General features: G+C 70.0%; 21 protein-coding genes and 1 tRNA gene. 12 read left to right on the top strand and 10 right to left on the bottom strand.

The annotated features are described in order from the left end of the window. Nucleotides 1–583 precede the first annotated feature (583 nt). A complete protein-coding gene (locus GA0070619_RS26095; protein ID WP_269458533.1) occupies nt 584–1,381 on the bottom strand; it encodes an IclR family transcriptional regulator in 798 nt (265 codons plus the stop codon). A gap of 63 nt (nt 1,382–1,444) precedes the next feature. On the opposite strand from GA0070619_RS26095, the gene cysS reads away from it, so the two are divergent. Then, entirely contained in the window at nt 1,445–2,860 is a 1,416-nt protein-coding gene (gene cysS / locus GA0070619_RS26090; RefSeq protein WP_088950478.1) for a cysteine--tRNA ligase, read from the top strand. Then, nucleotides 2,860–3,993 (top strand): 23S rRNA (guanosine(2251)-2'-O)-methyltransferase RlmB, encoded by a 1,134-nt coding sequence (gene rlmB / locus GA0070619_RS26085; protein WP_088950477.1) that lies wholly within the window; start codon nt 2,860–2,862, stop codon nt 3,991–3,993. The genes cysS and rlmB overlap by 1 nt, the downstream gene beginning before the upstream one ends. Before the next feature lie 49 nt (nt 3,994–4,042). Here rlmB and GA0070619_RS26080 read toward each other — a convergent pair whose 3' ends face one another. Continuing rightward, nucleotides 4,043–4,639, bottom strand: coding sequence for an NUDIX hydrolase (locus tag GA0070619_RS26080; RefSeq protein WP_088950476.1), 597 nt, complete (start codon nt 4,637–4,639; stop codon nt 4,043–4,045). A 168-nt stretch (nt 4,640–4,807) separates the two neighbouring features. Next, complete coding sequence (locus GA0070619_RS26075; RefSeq protein WP_088950475.1) at nt 4,808–5,899, bottom strand: ABC transporter ATP-binding protein; 1,092 nt, start codon at nt 5,897–5,899, stop codon at nt 4,808–4,810. 351 nt (nt 5,900–6,250) lie between these two features. On the opposite strand from GA0070619_RS26075, the gene GA0070619_RS26070 reads away from it, so the two are divergent. After that, nucleotides 6,251–6,327 (top strand) — tRNA-Thr (locus GA0070619_RS26070). Nucleotides 6,328–6,388: 61 nt separating this feature from the next. Here GA0070619_RS26070 and GA0070619_RS26065 read toward each other — a convergent pair. Beyond that, complete coding sequence (locus GA0070619_RS26065; RefSeq protein ID WP_231927160.1) at nt 6,389–7,114, bottom strand: tyrosine-type recombinase/integrase; 726 nt, start codon at nt 7,112–7,114, stop codon at nt 6,389–6,391. Between the two features lie 126 nt (nt 7,115–7,240). Next, a complete protein-coding gene (locus GA0070619_RS26060) occupies nt 7,241–7,738 on the bottom strand; it encodes a hypothetical protein (protein ID WP_088950474.1) in 498 nt (165 codons plus the stop codon). A gap of 190 nt (nt 7,739–7,928) precedes the next feature. Here GA0070619_RS26060 and GA0070619_RS26055 point away from each other — a divergent pair, with 190 nt between their 5' ends. After that, nucleotides 7,929–8,192, top strand: a complete 264-nt coding sequence (locus tag GA0070619_RS26055) for a hypothetical protein (protein WP_197699570.1) — start codon at nt 7,929–7,931, stop codon at nt 8,190–8,192. 214 nt (nt 8,193–8,406) lie between these two features. Here GA0070619_RS26055 and GA0070619_RS26050 read toward each other — a convergent pair whose 3' ends face one another. The 3 genes from GA0070619_RS26050 to GA0070619_RS26040 form a co-directional block, all read right to left on the bottom strand. Further along, nucleotides 8,407–8,856, bottom strand: coding sequence for a hypothetical protein (locus GA0070619_RS26050; protein ID WP_088950473.1), 450 nt, complete (start codon nt 8,854–8,856; stop codon nt 8,407–8,409). A gap of 53 nt (nt 8,857–8,909) precedes the next feature. After that, nucleotides 8,910–9,674: an ATP-grasp domain-containing protein gene (locus GA0070619_RS26045; protein ID WP_088950472.1), complete on the bottom strand. Its 765-nt coding sequence runs from the start codon at nt 9,672–9,674 to the stop codon at nt 8,910–8,912. Nucleotides 9,675–9,823: 149 nt separating this feature from the next. Beyond that, nucleotides 9,824–10,444 (bottom strand): CGNR zinc finger domain-containing protein, encoded by a 621-nt coding sequence (locus GA0070619_RS26040; RefSeq protein ID WP_172862121.1) that lies wholly within the window; start codon nt 10,442–10,444, stop codon nt 9,824–9,826. Nucleotides 10,445–10,536: 92 nt separating this feature from the next. On the opposite strand from GA0070619_RS26040, the gene GA0070619_RS26035 reads away from it, so the two are divergent. The 3 genes from GA0070619_RS26035 to GA0070619_RS33870 are packed head-to-tail and all read left to right on the top strand — an operon-like array spanning nt 10,537 to nt 12,052. After that, a complete protein-coding gene (locus GA0070619_RS26035; protein WP_088950470.1) occupies nt 10,537–11,754 on the top strand; it encodes an MFS transporter in 1,218 nt (405 codons plus the stop codon). Further along, nucleotides 11,751–11,909, top strand: coding sequence for a hypothetical protein (locus tag GA0070619_RS33610; protein ID WP_231927159.1), 159 nt, complete (start codon nt 11,751–11,753; stop codon nt 11,907–11,909). Before GA0070619_RS26035 ends, GA0070619_RS33610 begins: the two co-directional genes overlap by 4 nt. Nucleotides 11,910–11,926: 17 nt before the next feature. Then, the gene (locus GA0070619_RS33870; protein WP_269458532.1) at nt 11,927–12,052 is read left to right on the top strand and encodes a hypothetical protein; all 126 of its coding nucleotides are present in this window, start codon (nt 11,927–11,929) and stop codon (nt 12,050–12,052) included. On the opposite strand, the gene GA0070619_RS26025 is transcribed toward GA0070619_RS33870, so the two are convergent. After that, on the bottom strand, nt 12,045–12,701 hold the full coding sequence (locus tag GA0070619_RS26025) for a type 1 glutamine amidotransferase domain-containing protein (RefSeq protein ID WP_231927158.1): 657 nt from the start codon (nt 12,699–12,701) through the stop codon (nt 12,045–12,047). The genes GA0070619_RS33870 and GA0070619_RS26025 overlap by 8 nt on opposite strands. A gap of 132 nt (nt 12,702–12,833) precedes the next feature. On the opposite strand from GA0070619_RS26025, the gene GA0070619_RS26020 reads away from it, so the two are divergent. From GA0070619_RS26020 to GA0070619_RS26005, 4 genes are all read left to right on the top strand, one after another. Then, entirely contained in the window at nt 12,834–13,235 is a 402-nt protein-coding gene (locus GA0070619_RS26020; protein WP_088950468.1) for a helix-turn-helix domain-containing protein, read from the top strand. Between the two features lie 35 nt (nt 13,236–13,270). Beyond that, entirely contained in the window at nt 13,271–13,690 is a 420-nt protein-coding gene (locus GA0070619_RS26015; RefSeq protein WP_088952055.1) for a VOC family protein, read from the top strand. Nucleotides 13,691–13,701: 11 nt separating this feature from the next. Further along, nucleotides 13,702–14,373 carry a DUF998 domain-containing protein gene (locus GA0070619_RS26010; protein ID WP_088950467.1) on the top strand — a complete coding sequence of 224 codons (672 nt, stop codon included), beginning with the start codon at nt 13,702–13,704 and terminating at the stop codon, nt 14,371–14,373. Nucleotides 14,374–14,441: 68 nt separating this feature from the next. After that, nucleotides 14,442–15,086, top strand: coding sequence for a histidine phosphatase family protein (locus tag GA0070619_RS26005; protein ID WP_088950466.1), 645 nt, complete (start codon nt 14,442–14,444; stop codon nt 15,084–15,086). On the opposite strand, the gene GA0070619_RS26000 is transcribed toward GA0070619_RS26005, so the two are convergent. After that, nucleotides 15,074–15,643, bottom strand: a complete 570-nt coding sequence (locus GA0070619_RS26000) for a hypothetical protein (protein WP_088950465.1) — start codon at nt 15,641–15,643, stop codon at nt 15,074–15,076. The two genes, GA0070619_RS26005 and GA0070619_RS26000, sit on opposite strands and share 13 nt — an antisense overlap. A gap of 167 nt (nt 15,644–15,810) precedes the next feature. Here GA0070619_RS26000 and GA0070619_RS25995 point away from each other — a divergent pair, with 167 nt between their 5' ends. Further along, entirely contained in the window at nt 15,811–18,198 is a 2,388-nt protein-coding gene (locus GA0070619_RS25995) for a M4 family metallopeptidase (protein WP_088950464.1), read from the top strand. The last annotated feature ends 35 nt before the right edge of the window (nt 18,199–18,233 follow it).

The raw sequence follows: 18,233 nt of genomic DNA, 5'->3' as shown, positions 1-18,233 counted from the left end.
AAGGCCGCGCTGTGGGCCGATCCGCATCGGCCGGGGCACGAGGACGTGCACGTCGTCGGTGAAGGCGGCGGCGTGTTCGACACCGTGCAGGTAGGCGGCTGACGGGCCTCCGATCACTACCCCGGGCGGGAGTCGGAGGAGTGCGGCGCGACAGGCCAGGGTGTGGTCCCGGTCGAGCCGTGCGTCGGCATAGATGTCCTGGCGCACCCGCAGCCAGGCAGCACTGCGCAGCTGATGTTCGGTGAGCAGGCCATGCCGGACAGCATCGGAGCCGCGGAAGACCCGCCACGTCAGGGCGTCGGGGCGGTGCGGACGTGGTGGCATGCCAAGCAGCCTGCCGACCACCCATGGACCGCCGAAACCCCTGTGGACAACCTGGCCCGGGCAGCCGTCCGACCCTGTGGACAACCGAAAATTCGTGCGGCGATCGTGGTATGACGCGATCGTGCTGCTGTGATCCACTCGCGTTTTTGAAAGCCGGGGTGTCGTTGGCACCGGGATACCGCGAGTTTCAGGAATCCGAGTTGATCAAGCGGGGCGCGAGCCCGCCCGCCTTTGGTCGGAACAGGCGGTGGCTCGTTTTTCAGCGGAGGGCGTTGGTGATGGCCGTGGCTGCGGCCAGCACCTGGGGACCGATCGTGTCGACGTCCAGCGGGGCGAGCGCGACCACGCCGACGCTGGCCTCCAGACCGGGTACGCCGAGCACCGGCGCAGCCACCCCGTACGCCCCGGCCTGCAACTCCCCGCTGCTGCTCACCGGCGCCGCATCCCCGGCTCGACCGGCCAGGATGGCCCGGCCCGCCGCCCCTCGGTCCAGCGGATGCCGTGCCCCGGCGCGGTACGCGACGTGGAACGACGTCCAGCTCGGCTCGACCACGGCCAGGGCCACGCCCTCGCCACCCTCGACGACGGTCAGATGCGCGGTCGCTCCGGCCTGCTCGGCGAGGCGGCGCAGCGCGGGTAGCGCACCCTCGGCGAGCAATGGCTGGGCCCGTCGGGCCAGGTGCAGCAGCCCGGCCCCGAGGCGCAGCCTGCCGTCGCCGTCGCGGCGCAGCATGCCGTGCCCGATCAGCGGGCTGACCAACCGGTAGACGGCCGCCCGACCGATGTTGAGCTGGTTGGCGGCCTCGGTGACGGTCAGACCGCCCGAGGCGTCGGCGACCAGGTGCAGCAGCCGCAGACCCCGGTCGAGGGTCTGCGACGTCTCAACGCCCCGTCCCGCAACGGCGTCAGCCCGCCCGACAACCCGATCGCCCTGTCCGGCCGCACCAGCCTGTCCGGCCGCATTGACATGCCCCGCCGCGCCCGCCTGTCCAGGGACGGCGTCAGCGGGGGCGCTGGGGTTGGCCGGAGTCTCACCCGAGCGTGCGGTCGCATCCACGCCTGGCAGCGTACGACCCGGCACCGCCGGACCCGGACAGGCACGGACAGCTACCCTTGTGCGGTGACGCTACGCCTGTATGACACCGCCACCCGATCGGTGCGGGACTTCGTCCCGCGGGAAGCCGGCAAGGTGGGGGTCTACCTGTGTGGTCTCACTCTTCAGGCCCCGCCGCACATCGGTCACCTTCGCTCCGGCGTCAACTATGACGTGCTGCGCCGCTGGCTGCTGGCCGCCGGCTACGAGGTCACCTTCATCCGCAACCTGACCGATATCGACGACAAGCTTCTGGTGAAGGCGGGCGAGCAGGGTCGGCCGTTCTGGTCGATCGCGTACGTCAACGAGTTGCTTCTCGCCGAGTCGTACCGGGCGTTGAACGTGCTGCCGCCCACCTACGAGCCGCGCGCCACCGGGCACATCCCGGAGATGCACGAGCTGATCACGAAGTTGATCGCCGACGGGCACGCGTACCCGGCGACTGACGGTTCCGGCGACGTCTACTTCGATGTGGCGTCCTGGCCCGCGTACGGGTCGCTGTCGGGTCAGTCCCCGGACGCGATGCAGTCGGCCGGGGACGCCCCGGACCGGGGCAAGCGGGACCCGCGCGACTTCGCGCTCTGGAAGGGTGCCAAACCGGACGAGCCGGCGGACGCCTACTGGCCGTCGCCGTGGGGGCTCGGTCGTCCGGGCTGGCACATCGAGTGCTCGGCGATGTGCTGGCGGTATCTGGGCCCGGAGTTCGACATCCACGGCGGTGGGCTGGACCTGACGTTCCCGCACCATGAGAACGAGATCGCCCAGTCCAAGGCCGCCGGGCTGCCGTTCGCGCGCTACTGGGTGCACCACGGGTTGCTCAGCATCGGTGGGGCCAAGATGGGCAAGTCCGCCGGCAACGCGCTCGACCTGGCGTACGTGGACTCGCTCGGGGTGCGGCCGGTCGAGCTGCGTTACTACTACGCCGCCGCGCACTACCGCTCGGTGATCGACTACTCGGAGGATTCGCTGCGCGACGCGGCCACCGCGTACCGCCGGATCGAAGGGTTCGTGCAGCGGGCGGCCGAGCGGGTCGGCGCCGGGCAGCCCGGTGAGCTGCCGGCCGGCTTCGTCGCGGCGATGAACGACGACCTCAACACCTCCGCCGCGCTGGCCGTGCTGCAACAGCACCTCCGGGACGGCAACACCGCGCTGAGCGCCGGTGACGATGTGACCGTCCGCACCACCCTGGCCGTGGTACGGGCAATGCTGGATATCCTCGGGATCGACCCCCTCAACCCGGCGTGGACCGGTGGCAGCCGATCGAATGATCTGCGTGCCGTGGTGGACTCCCTGATCGCGCTGGCCCTGGAGCAGCGCGCGCAGGCCCGGGGCCGCAAGGACTGGGCTGCCGCCGACGCGGTGCGTGACCAGCTCAAGCTGGCCGGCGTGGTGGTCGAGGACACCCCCCAGGGCCCCCGTTGGACTATTGGAGAGCAGGACTGATGGCCGGCAACTCGCAGCGCCGTGGCCGGCGACTGACGTCAAAGGCAAGCGCCCCCAAGGGCACCGGCGGCAAGAACAAGGACTCCCTGGCCGGGCGGGGTCGCACCCTGCCCGCGGACGAGCGTCCCTGGCACAAGGGCTACTCGGGCACCGAGAAGCTGCCCCAGCGCACCGCCTGGAAGCAGGACAAGGAGCGCCGCGCGGCGGCCGAGGAGGGGCGCCCCCCGAAGATCGGTCAGCCGGGCAGCAAGGACACCACCTGGGGCAGGGGCGGCGGTCGGGGCGTACCGGTCGGTCGGGGCGCCAGCGGCGGCGGTCGGGGCGGCAAGCCCACCGGCCGGTCCGGCCCGCGGGTCGCGCCGGGGCGCAAGTCCAACCCGTCCAAGGACTCCCCGGAGCTGCTGGTCGGGCGCAACCCGGTGCTGGAGGCGCTGCGCGCCAACGTGCCGGCGACGGCGCTCTACACCGCCCAGGGCATCGACATGGACGACCGGATCAACGAGATCATCCGGACCGCCGCCGACCGGGGCATCGCCAACCTGGAGATCAGCCGGGCCGAGCTGGACCGGATGACCGGCGGGGTGCTGCACCAGGGCGTCGGGTTGCAGGTGCCGCCCTTCGCGTACCAGCCCTTCGAGGACATGGTCGCCGCCGCCCTGGAGCAGCAGGCCCCCCTGCTGGTCGCGCTGGACGGCGTCACCGACCCGCGCAACCTGGGTGCCGTGATCCGTTCGGCCGCGGCGTTCGGCGCGCAGGGTGTCTTCGTACCCGAGCGACGTGCCGCCGGAATCACCGCGACCGCCTGGCGGACCAGCGCCGGCGCGGCCGCGCGGGTGCCCGTGGCGCAGGTGACCAACCTGACCCGGTCGCTGAAGGCGTGCCGGGACGCCGGCTTCATGGTGGTCGGGCTGGACGCCGACGGTGACACCGACCTGTACGACCTGGAGGCCGCTGTCGGTCCGCTGGTGGTGGTCGTCGGTTCCGAGGGGCGCGGGCTGTCCCGCCTGGTCGGGGAGACCTGCGACCTGACCGTCAGCATTCCGATGATCTCCGAGGTGGAGTCGCTCAACGCCAGCGTGGCCGCCGCGGTCACCCTGGCCGAGGTCGCCCGCCGACGCTCCGCCGAGCTGTAACCACGTCGACGAAGCCCCCTTCCGCCCAGCGCGGGAGGGGGCTTCGCCGTCAGATCTGACGGGTCCACGCGACGAAGAGCAGCGCCCCGGCGAGCGCCAACAGCAGCACGGCCGGGATCAGCCAGCGGGGACCCCGCTCCCCGTCCAGGCGTCGGGTGAGCCGCTGGTGCACGGCAGCGATGCCGATCAGAGCGGCCAGCCCGGCAGCCGTGATCGGCAGGCCGACGAGGAAGTGCGCCACCCACGCGCCGGCCCGGGTCGGACCACCCCAGGAATCGTCGTACGGCCCCCGGTCCATCAGGCCGTACAGCGCGCCGCGCAGCACCATCAGCAGTTGGACGCCGAGCGGCAGCAGAGCCACGGCACCGAGGAGCAGGCTGAGCAGCGCGTGGCCGAGCACCGCGACCGTGCCGGGCCGCCGGCCGGGCACGGCCGCCGGTGGCATCCCGAGCAGCCCGGTGCGCAGGGCACGCCAGCGTGCGACGGCGGCGCCGGCCCCGCCCAGCGGGGCGGTCACCAGCGCGAGTACGGCGACCGGGACCAGCGTCGCGCAGTAGGCGAGGCTGCGGCCCGCCAGGCGAACCACCTGGTACGAGCGGGCACGCGCGGTCGGGTGAGCAGTGGACTGGGCGGGAACGGTGGGCACGGCGTCTCCTCGGGCTCGGGTCGCCGTGACGGTACGAGCAAGAGCCGCCGTGCCGAGTCACCCCACAGAGCCACCTCCGCGCTGGCTCCGCAGGGTGAAGAGCCCTTGCCGGTACGACGAAAGGGGCGGCCCGCCGAAGCGGACCGCCCCCGTCGGTGAAGCGTTACGTCAGATCCGGCCACCCGTGGCGGCGTGGAAGACGTGGCTGCGACCGGCGACCGGCTTGACGAACACGGTGTCACCCATGTTCGGCATGGTGCGCCGGTCGGTGCGGACGACGAAGCGCTCCGAGTTGCCACCCAGCGCGGCGTGGCCGTAGACGTTGGCGTCCGAGCCGAGGTCCTCGACCAGCTCGACCACGACCGGCATGCCGCCCTCGGTCGGGCTGACCAGCTCGCAGTCCTCCGGGCGGAAGCCCACGGTGACCTTGCCGTCGCCACCCTCGGCGCGGGCCGCCGCGACCTGCTCCCGGGTCAGCGGGATCTGCAGCTCAGCGAACTCGGCGCCCTGCTCGTTCAGCGGAACGGTCTTGATGTTCATGGCGGGAGAGCCCATGAAGCCGGCGACGAACACGTTGGCCGGGGTGTCGTAGAGCGCCCGCGGGGTGTCCACCTGCTGGAGGACACCGTCGAGCAGCACCGCGACCCGGTGACCCATGGTCATGGCCTCGACCTGGTCGTGCGTGACGTAGACCGTGGTGACGCCCAGCTTGGCCTGCAGGGACGCGATCTGGGTACGGGTCTGCACACGCAGCTTGGCGTCGAGGTTCGACAGCGGCTCGTCCATGAGGAAGACCTGCGGCTCGCGGACGATCGCCCGGCCCATCGCGACACGCTGACGCTGACCACCGGAGAGCGCCTTCGGCTTACGGCCGAGGTATTCCTCCAGCTGGAGCAGCGCCGCCGCCTCCTTGACCCGCCGGTCGATCTCCGACTTGGAGGTCTTGCGCAGCTTGAGGGCGAACGCCATGTTCTCGTACACCGTCATGTGCGGGTAGAGCGCGTAGTTCTGGAAGACCATCGCGATGTCGCGGGCCTTCGGAGGAAGGTGGGTGACGTCACGCTGGTCGATGTAGATCGAGCCGGCGTCCACGTCCTCCAGGCCGGCGAGCATCCGCAGGCTGGTGGACTTGCCACAACCGGAGGGGCCGACCAGGACGAGGAACTCGCCGTCGCCGATCTCGAGGTCCAGCTCGTTGACGGCGGGACGCTCTTGGCCCGGGTAGACCCGGGACGCCTTGGAATAGGTGACCGTAGCCATGGTGAAGCGCTTCCTTTCACCGGCAGGAACGTGCCGGACGATCCGAGTGAAGGAGCAACCGGCGCGTATCCGTGCCGGTCAGCGGACGGCGGCTCGGTCACGCGGGGGCGCCGGGCTGTCGTCCGTGTGTGAACCGTAAACGTGTTTCCCCTTGCTGCCAAGGTCGGGGAGCGTCGGAGGTGACATAGGGATTACACATTCCGGTCACTCCGGCACGGTCGGACATCAATCGACACACGGCCAGGCGGCGGAAAGGCGTACAGGCGTCGGGTTGTTGACGTTTCCCGTGCTCGGGAGGCATCGCGAGCGGGATATCCGGACGTCACTCGCTATGCTGACCTCGACGCACGCGCCCCTGTAGCTCAGCTGGCCAGAGCACTCGCCTTGTAAGCGAGATGTCGCCGGTTCGATCCCGGCCGGGGGCTCCAATTCCACAAGGCGTTTCGGGGCGGTGCTCGCCGCGAAGCAGCCGAATGACAGCAACGGCACTCACGAGAGCTTCCCGTGGAGCTTGCCGAGAGCCTGACGCATCGCGTCGAGGTTGGCGTGAGCGTAGACCTTGAGCGTGATCTTCACGTCGGCGTGCCGAGCGATGGCCTGGACGACGTGCGGCGGTACGCCCAGCTCCATCAGTAGCGAGACCACGGCGTGCCGCAGGTCGTGAAGGCGGACACCAGGCAGACCGGCGGTTTCCGGAGTCGGGCGAAAGAGCGGCTGAGGTTGGTCGGCTCCATCGGAGTGCCCCGCTCCGAGGGAAACACGAGATCGTGGTCCTCCCACACCTCGGCGAGGGCGGCTCGCTCTGCCTGCTGTCGTTCCTGGTGTTCGAGGAGAGTGAGCGCAGGCGACCTCGGACAGCGGCAACACCGCCTCCGAGTCCTCGGTCTTGGCGTCCTGGACGTGGAGCTGCCCGGCGATCCGCTGCAGTGTCCAGGATCTTTCGTACCTGGTCGACGGACAGCCCTTTGCCGACCTTGTAGCGAGGCGAGGGGATTCGGACCAGCTTGGCGACGTTGCGCGACACCAGCTCTTCCCGCATGGCGTGTTGAAGCGCGTTGCGGAGCACCGCGTGCACGAACTGGACTGGCGAGAACTGGGGTGGTGCTGGCAGCAGCGACCGACAGAGCAGCAGCCGCACAGGGGGCACAAGACACTGTCAAACGTCGTCAAACAGCCACCAACGATGGCAGCCCGAGATGCCGTGTGAGCAGGCATCAGGTAGCGTTCTCGCTGGTGGCGAGACGGCGGCTTTTAGTTCCGCTTCAACGTCTGAATCCGCCTGTTCCGCTGGTCAGCGGGTCGCTCCTTCCCATTGCGACACACCGGTCGCGACTTGCTTGGTCACCGGGGCGGGTCGACGGCAACGAACTCGGCGTCCAGCAGATCGGCTGCTTCCTCGACGGTGGCCACGAACTCGTCCGGTGGGATTTTGGCGACGAAGACCTTGCCCAGGTCCTTCGGAAAGGGGTGGGTTGCCCGCCAAAACTGGAAGACGATCACCAGGTCGTCATCCAGGTAGGCGTACTTCGACAGGTTGTCGACGGTCTCGCCCCACTGCATGAACCGGAACTGCTCCCGGAACTCCGTGTCGTCCGCGTGGAGCAGCCGGAAGATCTGCTCCGGTGCGCGGCCCGGAAAGGGGCAGGGCTTAACGTCGCGTCGGCGCACCTCCGCCGCGGTCGACCGCATAATGCGAAGGAAGAACGGGACGAAGGCCGAGTTGTCATCGACAGTCAGCCTTTTGCCAGCCAACCACAGGTCGACGACGCGGAGTGCGTGCGACTCGATCTTGCCGATCTCCACGGCGAATGTGGCCCGGTCACCGAAGCATCGTGTCATCAGCCGATGAGACTAGCAGCGACCGGGCAGCCGGCCACCGGCCGTGCGTTCTGCCGGCATCAGCCAGCCGTCGACCGGTTCGCCAATACGGGAGCCGCTGCGGTACCCGTTGACAGCAACGGCGACAGCAACGAGCCTGGTCCGAGGCTGCCGGCGCGACACGCAGACAGACGGCCGACCGAGGTGGACGATGCAGACGGACGTCGCCGGACGAGCCGCACGGAGCCGGGGCGCGCAACTGTTCGGCACCGCGAGGACGCTCGAACGCGATGACCCGGAGGTCGAGGCCTACTGGGAGGCATTCCGCTGGCAGTCCGACCACGTGGAACGTGGCCGTTCGCTCGACGAACCGCCTGGCGACCCGCTGACGATCATCACACCTTCCCGGGTCGTATATACCGAGCACTGGCTGCGCCGCTCCGGTTACCGACCCCGCCAGACTTGGCGAGCGTGAACCGGCCGGAGAGATGCTCACGCATCTAGCCTGCGATCAGCGCGCGGAGGTATCGCAGATCAGTGGCGGACGAGTGTCGCGCATCAGTCGACGGAGGACGCCGGACTGCCGGCGATTCGGGCAACCACTTGATGCGTTGCGGATCGCTGTCACTTGACCCGTGACACGTCCGGCTAGACGATCTCGGTTGTCCCTTGTCTCAGAATTCTGGGGCTCAGTCCCAGAAGTTGAACAGCAGCTCGCCGACGGTGGTCGGTTTCCAATAGTTGACCTGGTCGTGTTCGTGCGGACTGAGCGCGCTCAGGTCGACCTGTGACAGGGAGGTCTGTAGCTGCTCGGCGGTGAGGGCCTCGGCGTCGGTCAGGTTGGTGAGGGCGGCGGCGAGGTCGGGGTGGTCGACGAACGTCACCATGACGTCGCCATCGGCCTGGGGGCGGGCGAAGGCGATGAACGGCAAGGTGGTGTGTCGCAGCACCGCGATGGGGTGCTGGGCGTGGGCGATATCAACCCTGTGGAAGTTGGGCGCGACGCCAGCGGGCATGACGCCGGTGACGGTGGCGTCGATGCTGCGGGCGGCGTGGTGGCAGACGGCGGTGAAGGTCTTGAGGTCCGCTGGGGCGCCGGGTGGCGGGTTGAAGCCGGTGGCTCCGGCCAACAGCTTCATGCTCGGGCTCCGTGGTCGTCGCGGTCGGTGCAGGCTATCGGCGCTCACAGAGCCTAGATCGCAGCGGTCGCCTGAGGTCGTCGGATGAACTGTCTGTCGCGGGCGGTGACCGAAGCCGTTGGGCCGGCCGCTCGGAGGATGACATCGAGAACCAGGTCTGGATCCGCCAGGTAGGCGCCGCTGGCCCATGCGGCATTTGCCTCGATCACAGCCCAGGAGCCGTCGACCAGTCCTACGTCCACGACGATGGCGGAGGGCAGCGTGTGCCCGTGTCCGGCGATGAGATCGGTGCCGAAGGCTAGTGCGTCAGTCGACGGAGGGCCGAGGTGCAACCGGCCGTGCGCGGCGTACTGGCTGCCTGTGTGGACAACACCGTCGAGCAGGTGTAGCCGGTACTCGGCGGTGAAGTCGACGATGTCGCTGACGAGCACTGGAGTCCATCGGTCGACAGCATCCGGGCCGGGCAGGCGGGAGCCATCGGTGTAGATCATCGCCGGGATGTTCTTGTCGTTGGGCGACTTGATGAACGCCGGTCGCCGGAGTTCGTAGGCCTCGCCGATGGCGACCAAGGTGATTTCGCGGCGGGTAAGTTCACGAGGAAGGCCAGTCAGCCAGCCAGGTGCAGCTTCCAGGGGCGCGATCCCGAGCAGCGGTGCGACGACGTCGGCGAAGCTCGGTCCCGCATGAAGGTGATCAGCACGCAACCCGGCAGGTACTTCGAAAGTGCGAAGTTGGACGGTGCGTAGTCCGCGTCGGTGAGCGGCTTCGCGCAAGCTCTGAGCCGAGGCTGTCAGGCGCGGCGGCAGGACAAGTGTCACGGCCGATGATCCTGCCCGAATGCACCGTGACCGTTACAGCGGTTATCAGGCGTTCTGGTGCGGCCGGCGCGCGAGCGCGCGGTGGGCTGCCGACAGCAACGGCGACAGCAACGGGTATTCACCAGGCTTTCCCGACGGCGGCAGCGCGCTCATTGCGTCGCGCGCGTGCGGCGCGCTGCGACGTAGCGGCGCATCTTCTCGGCAGTTCCGCAGTCGTCCATGCTGCACCAGCGGCGACTGCGGTTCTTGCTCTCGTCGTTGAAGATGAAGCGGCAGCCTCCGCATCCCTTGATCCGGTCCAGCGCACCCGTGGTGAGCAACTGGACCGCTGCGTGCACCACTGGCCGCAGAGGTCGGGCAAGCGTGTGGTCGTCTCGCCAGACCCAGTCGAACGTGCTGCCGCCCTCAAGCTGTGCGTGGCCGAGTGCGTCCGCTTCGTCGTCGCGCAGCCGGGCCAGTGCAGACGTGCTGGGGGCTTCTCCAACGGTCAGCGGCCGGAACACCTCGTCGAGGTAGTCGCGGGTGTGCAGCGCTCGCGAGAAGGCAGCGCTGGCGCCGTCCGGGTCGTTGCGGGACAGCCGGCGCAACGCTGTCGCCTCTTTCTGGGTGAGGGCGCCCGCGTGCACCCCCCAGGCGACCAGCTCCGGATAGCCGGTCAGCACGTCGTCGTCCGGGAGCCCGACGGGTGGGCCGGAGCGGGTGTTGATGAAGTCCAGGGCGAGGTTGCCGCCCACCAGGTTCATCCGCGTGACGCCCTCGACTGTTTCCATCAAAACCCACTTTACCAGTTGACCGTCGGCAAGGGGGATCGCTAGCTTGTTTCTGGCGTACATGGTTTAGCTGGTAACAAGGGGAGGGTCGCATGGGCCACAGGCGAGCAGTGGGAGCACTGATCGGCTTGTCGGGCGGGACGTTCCTCTACACCACAGCGGAGGCGCTGCCCATCGGGCTGCTGCTCCCGATGGCCGCGGACCTTGCCGTCTCGCCGTCGCAGGTGGGCATGCTCGTCACCGCGTACGGCGCGGTGGTGGTCGTCGCCTCGATCCCGCTGACGGCGCTGGCCCGGAGAATCCCCCGTCGGCGACTGCTGTCCGCGCTCCTGGCCGGCTTCGTGGTGAGCACCGCGATCACGGTGTTCGCGAGCTCGTTTGCGCTGCTGCTGGCGGCCAGGATGGCAACCGCGGCGACCCATGCGTTGTTCTGGGCAGTGGTGGTGCCGGCCGCGGCCGAGCTGTTCCGACCCGGACTGCGCGGTCGGGTGGTCGCGATCGTGTTCGCCGGCGGCAGCGTCGCTCTGGTCCTGGGCGTGCCCGCGGGCACCTGGCTGGGCGAACGCGCCGGCTGGCGGGTGTCGTTCCTGGCGGTGGCCGGGCTCGGCGCGATCGTGCTCGTTGCGGTGGCCTCGCTCCTGCCGTCGACGCCACCAAACGAGGGACATGCCGCCCGGGGCGCGACACCCGACGTCTACCGCTTCTGGCTGCTGGTCGCGGTGGCCATCATGGCGACCGCCGGTGCCATCGCCGGCTACACCTACGTCGCCCTCTTCGTCACCGAGGTCAGCGGGTTCGCCGCCTCGGCGGTCGGGGTCATCCTGCTGGTGCGCGGCGTTGCCAGCGTGCTCGGGATCCTCGCCGTCGGAGCGGTGGTGGACCGCAGCCCGTGGCTCGCCCTGGCTGCGACCGTCACCCTCCAGTCGGTGGCACTGCTCGGGCTGTACGCGGTCGGCCACCGGCCGGCGGCTGCCGTGGGCCTGCTCGCCCTGGCCGGGCTGGCGTTCGCGGCGTTCACCGCGGTGCTCGGTGGCATTGTGCTCGAGGTTGCGCCCGGGCGCTCCGACCTCGCCGCCGCCACCGTCTCTGCCGCCGTCAACGTCGGCATCACCGGTGGCGCCCTGGTCGCCGGCCTCGCGCTACCGAGCCACGGTGTGCGCAGCACGGTGCTGCTGGGCGCACTGCTCGGCGTCGTCGCTCTGATGATGGTCGCCGGTGCTTTCACCGGGCGGCGGCGCGCTACCCGACCGGCGAAGGCACCGGCGGTAGCCTGGGGCCAGGCGACGAGCGGAGTGGACGGGGGCCGATGAGTCGCGCGGTGGAGGAGTCGAACCGGGCGATGCTGCGTGCCCGGGACGCGATGGACCGGGCGTACGCCGTGCCGCTGGACATCCCCGCGTACGTGGTGGCGAACTTGGTCGCGATCAAGGACGAGACCCGGAACGGGGGACTGTTGACGATGTGAGGTGAGGCGGGCTGACCGTGATCCGTCGCAGCTCGGACGGCCCGTCGACGCTCGTCGCGCTGAACGACGTCACCGACCTGCCGCCCGAGCTGCGTGCCACCGGCCCGCCAGACGACTACCGGATCCGACCGGCGCTCAGCTGAGCAGCTTGACCACGGCGTCGGCCACGGCGCGGGCGGACTGCGGGTTCTGACCGGTCACCAGGCGGCCGTCGACCACCGCGTGCTCGGTGAAGTCCGGTGCCGGTACGTGCTGCGCGCCAGCCTCGGTGAGCTTGTCGGCGAGCAGGAAAGGCACCTCGTCGGTGAGGCCGACGGAGGCCTCCTCGCTGTTCGTGAAGCCGGCCACCCGCTTGCCGGCGACGAGCCGGGAGCCGTCGGTGAGGGTCAGGTTCACCAGCGCCGCCGGACCGTGGCAGACGGCGGCCACCACGCCGCCGCGCTCGTGGACCGAGCGGGCGATGCGGGCCAGGTCGGGGTCGTCGGGGAAGTCCCACATGGTGCCGTGACCTCCGGCGAAGAGGATCACGTCGTACCCGGCCGGGTCGACGTCGGCGGCCCTCGGGGTGTCCGTTACGCCGGCGGTGGCGAGGAAGTCGTTCTGGGTGCTGTCGTTCTCGTCCCGGCCGTCAACCGGCGGCTCGCCGCCGGCCACGGACACCAGGTCTACGTCGTAGCCAGCGGCCCGGAACACCTCCCACGGTTCGGCGGCCTCGCCGACGTAGTAGCCGGTCGAGCGGCCGGTGCGGCCCAGCTCGGAGTGACTGGTCAGGGCAATGAGTGCACGAGTCATGCCCTCCATGCTGGCGTGGCCGGTCCGTCCCGGCCATAGGCCGATGTCACAGCGGAGACGGGTTTGAAAGCCGGGTCACCGGGGTCGGCGGTAGCCTGGGGCCGGGCAACGAGCAGGGCGGGACGGGGGCCGATGAGCCGCGCGGTGGAGGAGTCGAACCGGGCGATGCTGCGCGCCCGGGACGCGATGGACCGGGCGTACGCCGAGCCGCTGGACATCCCGGCGCTGGCCCGGATCGCGCTCGTCTCTGAGGCGCACTTCATCCGGACCTTCCGGGCCACGTTCGGTGAGACCCCGCACCGCTACCTGCAACGCCGCAGGGTGGAGCGCGCGATGGCACTGCTCGTGGAGTCGAACCGGGACGTGACGGACATCTGCTACGCCGTCGGCTTCGGCAGCCTGGGCACGTTCAGCCGTACGTTCCGGCAGATCGTCGGGGAGTCGCCCTCGGATTTCCGGCGGCACCGCGTCGCGGCGGCCAATGTGCCGTCGTGCTTCGCCAAAGCGTGGACCCGACCCAGCAGTTTTGGATAAGCCGCAGGTCACGGTCTACCTCTAGCGTCATGGGCATGACGATGAACGCGATCAGCCGCTCCCAGATCTACGTCCTCGACCAGGACGCCGCGCTTGACTTCTACGTCAACAAGCTCGGCATGGAGGTCAACACCGACCAGGACCTCGGTTTCATGCGGTGGTTGACGGTCAACCTGCCCGGCGACCCGGAGCGCGAGATCCTGCTGGAGAAGCCGGGCCCGCCCGCACTGGACCCGGCCACCGCCGAGCAGGTCCGGGAGCTGCTCACCAAGGGTGCCCTCGGCGGGTACCTCTTCATGACCACCGACGACGCCCGCAAGACGCACGAGGATCTTGTGGCGAAGGGCGTCGAGATCACCGACGAGCCGACCGAACGCCCGTACGGGATCGACTTCGGCATCCGGGACCCGTTCGGCAACCGGATCCGCATCGGCCAGATGTTCCCACGGGCGTAGGGGAGCCGACGATGAGCCAGGCCGCACCTTTCCCGCTGGTAGGACCGGCTGCTGTCGGTCGGGACCGCGCACTGCTGATCGGCGGTGTGCTGGCCGGCCCGATCTTCGTCGGCTCGGCGATCGTGCAGGCGTCGACCCGGGACGGCTTCGACTTTCGCCGGCATCCGGTCAGCGTGTTGAGCACCGGCGAGCTGGGCTGGATCCAGATCGTCACGTTCCTGGTCACCGGCGCGCTCTGCGCGCTGGCCGCCGACGCGCTGCGCCGCCGTACCGGCGGAGGCGGCGGGTCGGTCTGGCTTCCCCGGCTGCTCGCGCTGTACGGGCTGGGCCTGATCGGCGCGGCGATCTTCAGCGCCGACCCGGCCGACGGGTTCCCGGTCGGCACGCCCCGGGGCGCCGGTCAGATCAGCTGGCACGGCGGCCTGCACTTCCTGGTGGCGGCGGTCGCCTTCGTGTCGCTGATCGCGGCGACCGTGGTGGCGGGCCGTCGGGCCGCACGGCAGGGGGCACGTGGTCGAGCCGCGTACAGCCTGGTGATCGGGGTCTTCTTCGCGGTGGCCTGGGTCGCCCTGATCGTCCGACCGGCTCCGGCCGTGATGGTGGCGTTCGGTCTGGCGGTGACGGCCGGTTGGCTGTGGGTGTCGGTCACCTTCGCGCGAGCGGCGTCCGGCCAGGCCGACTGAGCTGACGGCCGCAGGCCCGGGAGGTGCGGGGTGGAGCCCGCACCTCCCGGTGTGTTGAGGTGGGCGGCATGGTGACTCGCCTGCTGTACCTCGCCCGACACGCCGAGCAGGACCTGACCGCGCTGCGGGAGTCGGATGCCGGTGAACCGGACACCGGCCTGACGGAGCGCGGCCAGCAGCAGGCCACGCTGCTCGGCGAGCGCCTGCGAGGCCGCCGGTTCGCCGCCGTCCACCACGGACCGCTGCGCCGGGCCGCGCAGACCGCCGAGCTGATCGCCAGGTCGCTGCCCGAAGCTCCGGTGTACGCGACGGAGCTGGCCGGCGACCACCTCCCACACGACACGGACCCGGCCGGCCTGCCGCCCGCGTACGCCACATTCCTGGCGCAGTTCTCGGCAGCCGAGCGGGCCGACGGGCCGCGGGTGACGGCGGAGGCCGTGCGGCGGTTCACCGGCCCGGTCCCGGAGGAAGCTCCCGATGGCGAGCCGGTCCACGAGCTGGTCGTGACGCACACCTTCCTGATCGCCTGGCTGGTGCGGCACGCCCTCGACGCGCCGGAGCGGCGATGGCTGGGCTTGAACCTGCACAACGCGGGGTTGACAGTGATCCGGTACAGCTCCGGTGGCCCACCCAACCTGATCGCCCTCAACGACGTGGCCCACCTGCCGCCGGAGCTGCGTGGCACCGGCCTGCCTCCGGACTACGCGGTCTGAGTGCCGGTGGCCCGCAGTAGGAGCTCGACCAGCGCGCGGGTGGCCGGCAGCTGTTGCGTGTCGTCGCTGGGGCAGTCGTCGTACCCGATCTCGATGGTGCCGACGGTCAGCCGGTAGCTGAACACGTCTGCGCAGATGGTCGCGCCCGCCGTCTGGCGGGCCTCGGCGGCCAGCCGGGCGTCGGCGGTCAGCCCGCGCAGCCGGCCGAGGTCGGTGGGAGTGAGTTGGCCGGTACGCCGACCACCGGCACGGTCCACGGCCATCCACCGGCCGTCCGGCTCGACGGTCACGGTGTCAGCGCGGCCAGCGAAGCCGCCGGAGCGAAAAAGCATCACCCGCGTCGACGCGCTATCGGTGGCCGGCGGCCCGGTCGGCAACGTGGAGGCGGGGCCCGCGGTTGGCGTCGGCGGGGCGTCGGTGGCCGGCCCGGTCGGGGCGGGGTCGGCGCTGGTCGGCGGCTGGTCACGAGCGGCGCCGGTGCGGTCGGTGCTGGTGCAGCCGGCCAGGAGCGCGACCAGTAGGGCGAACGTGACGCCGGCTGTCGAGACGGGTCTCATGTCCGTCGGACGTGCTGGGGCAGGTATTGGTTCCCTCGTCAAGCCCCTCATCCGTTCGGCCAATGTCGATGCCTGACATCGGTTCAGGGCTTCTCTTTTCTTCAATACATAGCTATATCTACATGCGTGACTACCTCCGTCACATCCTTCTCCTCTCAGGAGCGCACTTGAAAAGAGCTCTTGCCGCCGTCAGTGCAGTGCTGCTCACCAGCGGCCTGCTGACCTGCGTCGTCACCACGGCGCACGCGGCCCCGCCCACCTCTCCCGCGCCGGACGCCTCCGCTGCGGCCCGAGCGGCAACCGTCCTACGAGCGAACCCCGGCGCCGTCCAGGGTTCGAGCGCCGAGTCCTACCAGGTGCGCAGCACCAAGGTGGACCCCAGCGGCGCTGCCCACACCCGCTACACCAGGACCTACCAGGGCCTACGGGTGTACGGCGGTGACTTCGTCATCCACACCGCGCCGAACGGCACGTACGCCGGCAGTTCGGTCGGGCTGGCCGCGCCGCTGACCCTCGCCACCTCGGCCAGGACCACCGCGGCGGCCGCAAAGAAGGCCGCCAGCGCCCGGTTCGTCGGTAAGGCCGAGGCGGTGGGCACGCCGGAGCTGTTCGTGGACGCCAGTTCCGGGCAGGGTCGACTGGCCTGGGAGACCGTGGTCAGCGGATGGCAGCCCGACGGGCAGACCCCGTCCCGGCTGCACGTGATCACCGACGCCGTCACCGGCGCGACCGTCGGGTCGTACGACGAGATCGAGTCGGTGGTCGGCAGCGGCCAGGGCATCTACACCGGCGCGGTCAGCATCGACACGACGCTCTCCGGCAGCACGTACCAGATGATCGATCCGTCGCACGGCAACGGCCGTACCTGCGACATGAACAACGGCACGTCGACCTGCACCACCTTCACCGACGCGGACAACGCGTGGGGCACCGGGGCCAACTCCAACCGGCAGTCCGCCGGCGTGGACGCGCACTTCGGCGCGGCGAAGACGTTCGACTACTTCAAGAACGTGCACGCCCGCAACGGCATCTTCGGCAACGGCTCCGGCGTGCCGAGCCGGGTGCACTACGGCAACAACTACGTCAACGCCTTCTGGGACGGCGCCCAGATGACCTACGGTGACGGCTCCAGCAACTCCCGCCCCCTCGTCTCGCTGGACGTGGCTGGGCACGAGATGAGCCACGGCGTCACCGAAGCGCTGGCCGGCCTGGTCTACTCCGGCGAATCCGGCGGCCTCAACGAGGCCACCAGTGACATCTTCGGCAACATGGTGGAGTTCTACGCCGCCGCGCCGAGCGACCCGGGCGACTACCAGGTCGGCGAGAAGATCAACATCAACAACAACGGCACGCCGCTGCGCTACATGTACAACCCGTCGCTGGACGGCTCGTCCGACAGCTGCTGGTCCACCAGCACCAAGAACAAGGACGTGCACTACTCCTCCGGCGTGGCCAACCACTTCTTCTTCAACCTGGCCGAGGGCACCGGCGCCACCTCGTACGGCACCTCCCCGGTCTGTGGTTCCGCCCCCGCGGTGACCGGCATCGGCCGGGCCAAGGCCGAGAAGATCTGGTACCGGGCGCTGGACGTCTACTTCACGTCCAACACGGCGTACGTCAGCACCAGCAACCCGGCGAACACCTCCCGCGCGTACAGCCTGCGGGCAGCCACCGACCTGTACGGAAGCTGCTCCACCGAGTACAAGGCCGTGCAGGCCGCCTGGACCGCGGTGAACGTGGCCGGCAGCGACTCGGCCTGCTCGACCGGCAACGACTTCTCGGTCGCGCTCTCGCCGACCGCCGGCTCGGTCAACCCGGGCAGCGCGGTCTCCACCACCGTGTCGACCGCCACCACCAGTGGCTCGGCGCAGACGGTGACGTTCTCGGCGTCCGGCCTGCCCAGCGGGGCCAGCGCCGCGTTCAGCCCCGCCTCGGTGACCTCGGGCGGCTCGTCCACCCTCACCATCAGCACCTCGGCGAGCACCCCGCCCGGCACCTACTCGATCACCGTGAACGGTGCGGGCGCGGTCACCCGCAGCGCCACCTACCGACTCACCGTGAACGGCACCGGCGGTGGCTGCACCGCGCCGGGGCAGAAGCTGGCCAACCCGGGCTTCGAGTCCGGCGCGACCGGTTGGACCGCCAGCTCCGGCGTCATCACCACCTCCAGCGGCCAGGCTGCCCGCACCGGCTCGTACAAGGCATGGCTGAACGGGTACGGCAGCACCCGCACCGAGACGCTCGCCCAGTCGGTGAGCCTGCCGGCCGGCTGCTCGTCGTACGCGCTCAGTTTCTGGCTGCACATCGACTCGGCCGAGACCACCACCAGCGTCGCTTACGACAAGCTCAACGTGCAGGTGCTGAACTCGAGCGGAACCGTTCTGGCCACGCTGGCGACCTACTCGAACCTGAACAAGGCCACCGGCTACAGCCAGAAGTCCTTCTCCCTGGCGGCGTACGCCGGCCAGACCGTCAACCTGAAGTTCACCGGCACCGAGGACTCCTCGTTGCAGACGTCCTTCGTGGTCGACGACACCGCGCTGACCGTCTCCTGACCTGACCGCGGGCCCAGCGACCGCCCCTCGGGGTG

The organism is Micromonospora zamorensis (genome assembly GCF_900090275.1).
Lineage (GTDB): Bacteria > Actinomycetota > Actinomycetes > Mycobacteriales > Micromonosporaceae > Micromonospora > Micromonospora zamorensis.
The sequence above is the reverse complement of the archived record's forward strand: the minus strand, read 5'-3'. Positions and strand labels throughout refer to the sequence as shown.

Bases quoted from the DNA above. Each gene is read 5' to 3' on its own strand.
- GA0070619_RS26020 (WP_088950468.1), top strand. From the start codon at position 12,834: ATGAGCCGCGCGGTGGAGGAGTCGAACCGGGCGATGCTGCGCGCCCGG.
- GA0070619_RS26015 (WP_088952055.1), top strand. From the start codon at position 13,271: ATGACGATGAACGCGATCAGCCGCTCCCAGATCTACGTCCTCGACCAG.
- GA0070619_RS26010 (WP_088950467.1), top strand. From the start codon at position 13,702: ATGAGCCAGGCCGCACCTTTCCCGCTGGTAGGACCGGCTGCTGTCGGT.
- GA0070619_RS26025 (WP_231927158.1), bottom strand. From the start codon at position 12,701: ATGACTCGTGCACTCATTGCCCTGACCAGTCACTCCGAGCTGGGCCGC.
- GA0070619_RS26065 (WP_231927160.1), bottom strand. From the start codon at position 7,114: ATGCCTGCTCACACGGCATCTCGGGCTGCCATCGTTGGTGGCTGTTTG.
- GA0070619_RS33610 (WP_231927159.1), top strand. From the start codon at position 11,751: ATGAGTCGCGCGGTGGAGGAGTCGAACCGGGCGATGCTGCGTGCCCGG.
- GA0070619_RS26035 (WP_088950470.1), top strand. From the start codon at position 10,537: ATGGGCCACAGGCGAGCAGTGGGAGCACTGATCGGCTTGTCGGGCGGG.
- GA0070619_RS26050 (WP_088950473.1), bottom strand. From the start codon at position 8,856: ATGAAGCTGTTGGCCGGAGCCACCGGCTTCAACCCGCCACCCGGCGCC.
- GA0070619_RS26040 (WP_172862121.1), bottom strand. From the start codon at position 10,444: ATGGAAACAGTCGAGGGCGTCACGCGGATGAACCTGGTGGGCGGCAAC.
- rlmB (WP_088950477.1), top strand. From the start codon at position 2,860: ATGGCCGGCAACTCGCAGCGCCGTGGCCGGCGACTGACGTCAAAGGCA.
- GA0070619_RS26005 (WP_088950466.1), top strand. From the start codon at position 14,442: ATGGTGACTCGCCTGCTGTACCTCGCCCGACACGCCGAGCAGGACCTG.
- GA0070619_RS26075 (WP_088950475.1), bottom strand. From the start codon at position 5,899: ATGGCTACGGTCACCTATTCCAAGGCGTCCCGGGTCTACCCGGGCCAA.
- GA0070619_RS26000 (WP_088950465.1), bottom strand. From the start codon at position 15,643: ATGAGACCCGTCTCGACAGCCGGCGTCACGTTCGCCCTACTGGTCGCG.
- GA0070619_RS26060 (WP_088950474.1), bottom strand. From the start codon at position 7,738: ATGACACGATGCTTCGGTGACCGGGCCACATTCGCCGTGGAGATCGGC.
- GA0070619_RS26055 (WP_197699570.1), top strand. From the start codon at position 7,929: ATGCAGACGGACGTCGCCGGACGAGCCGCACGGAGCCGGGGCGCGCAA.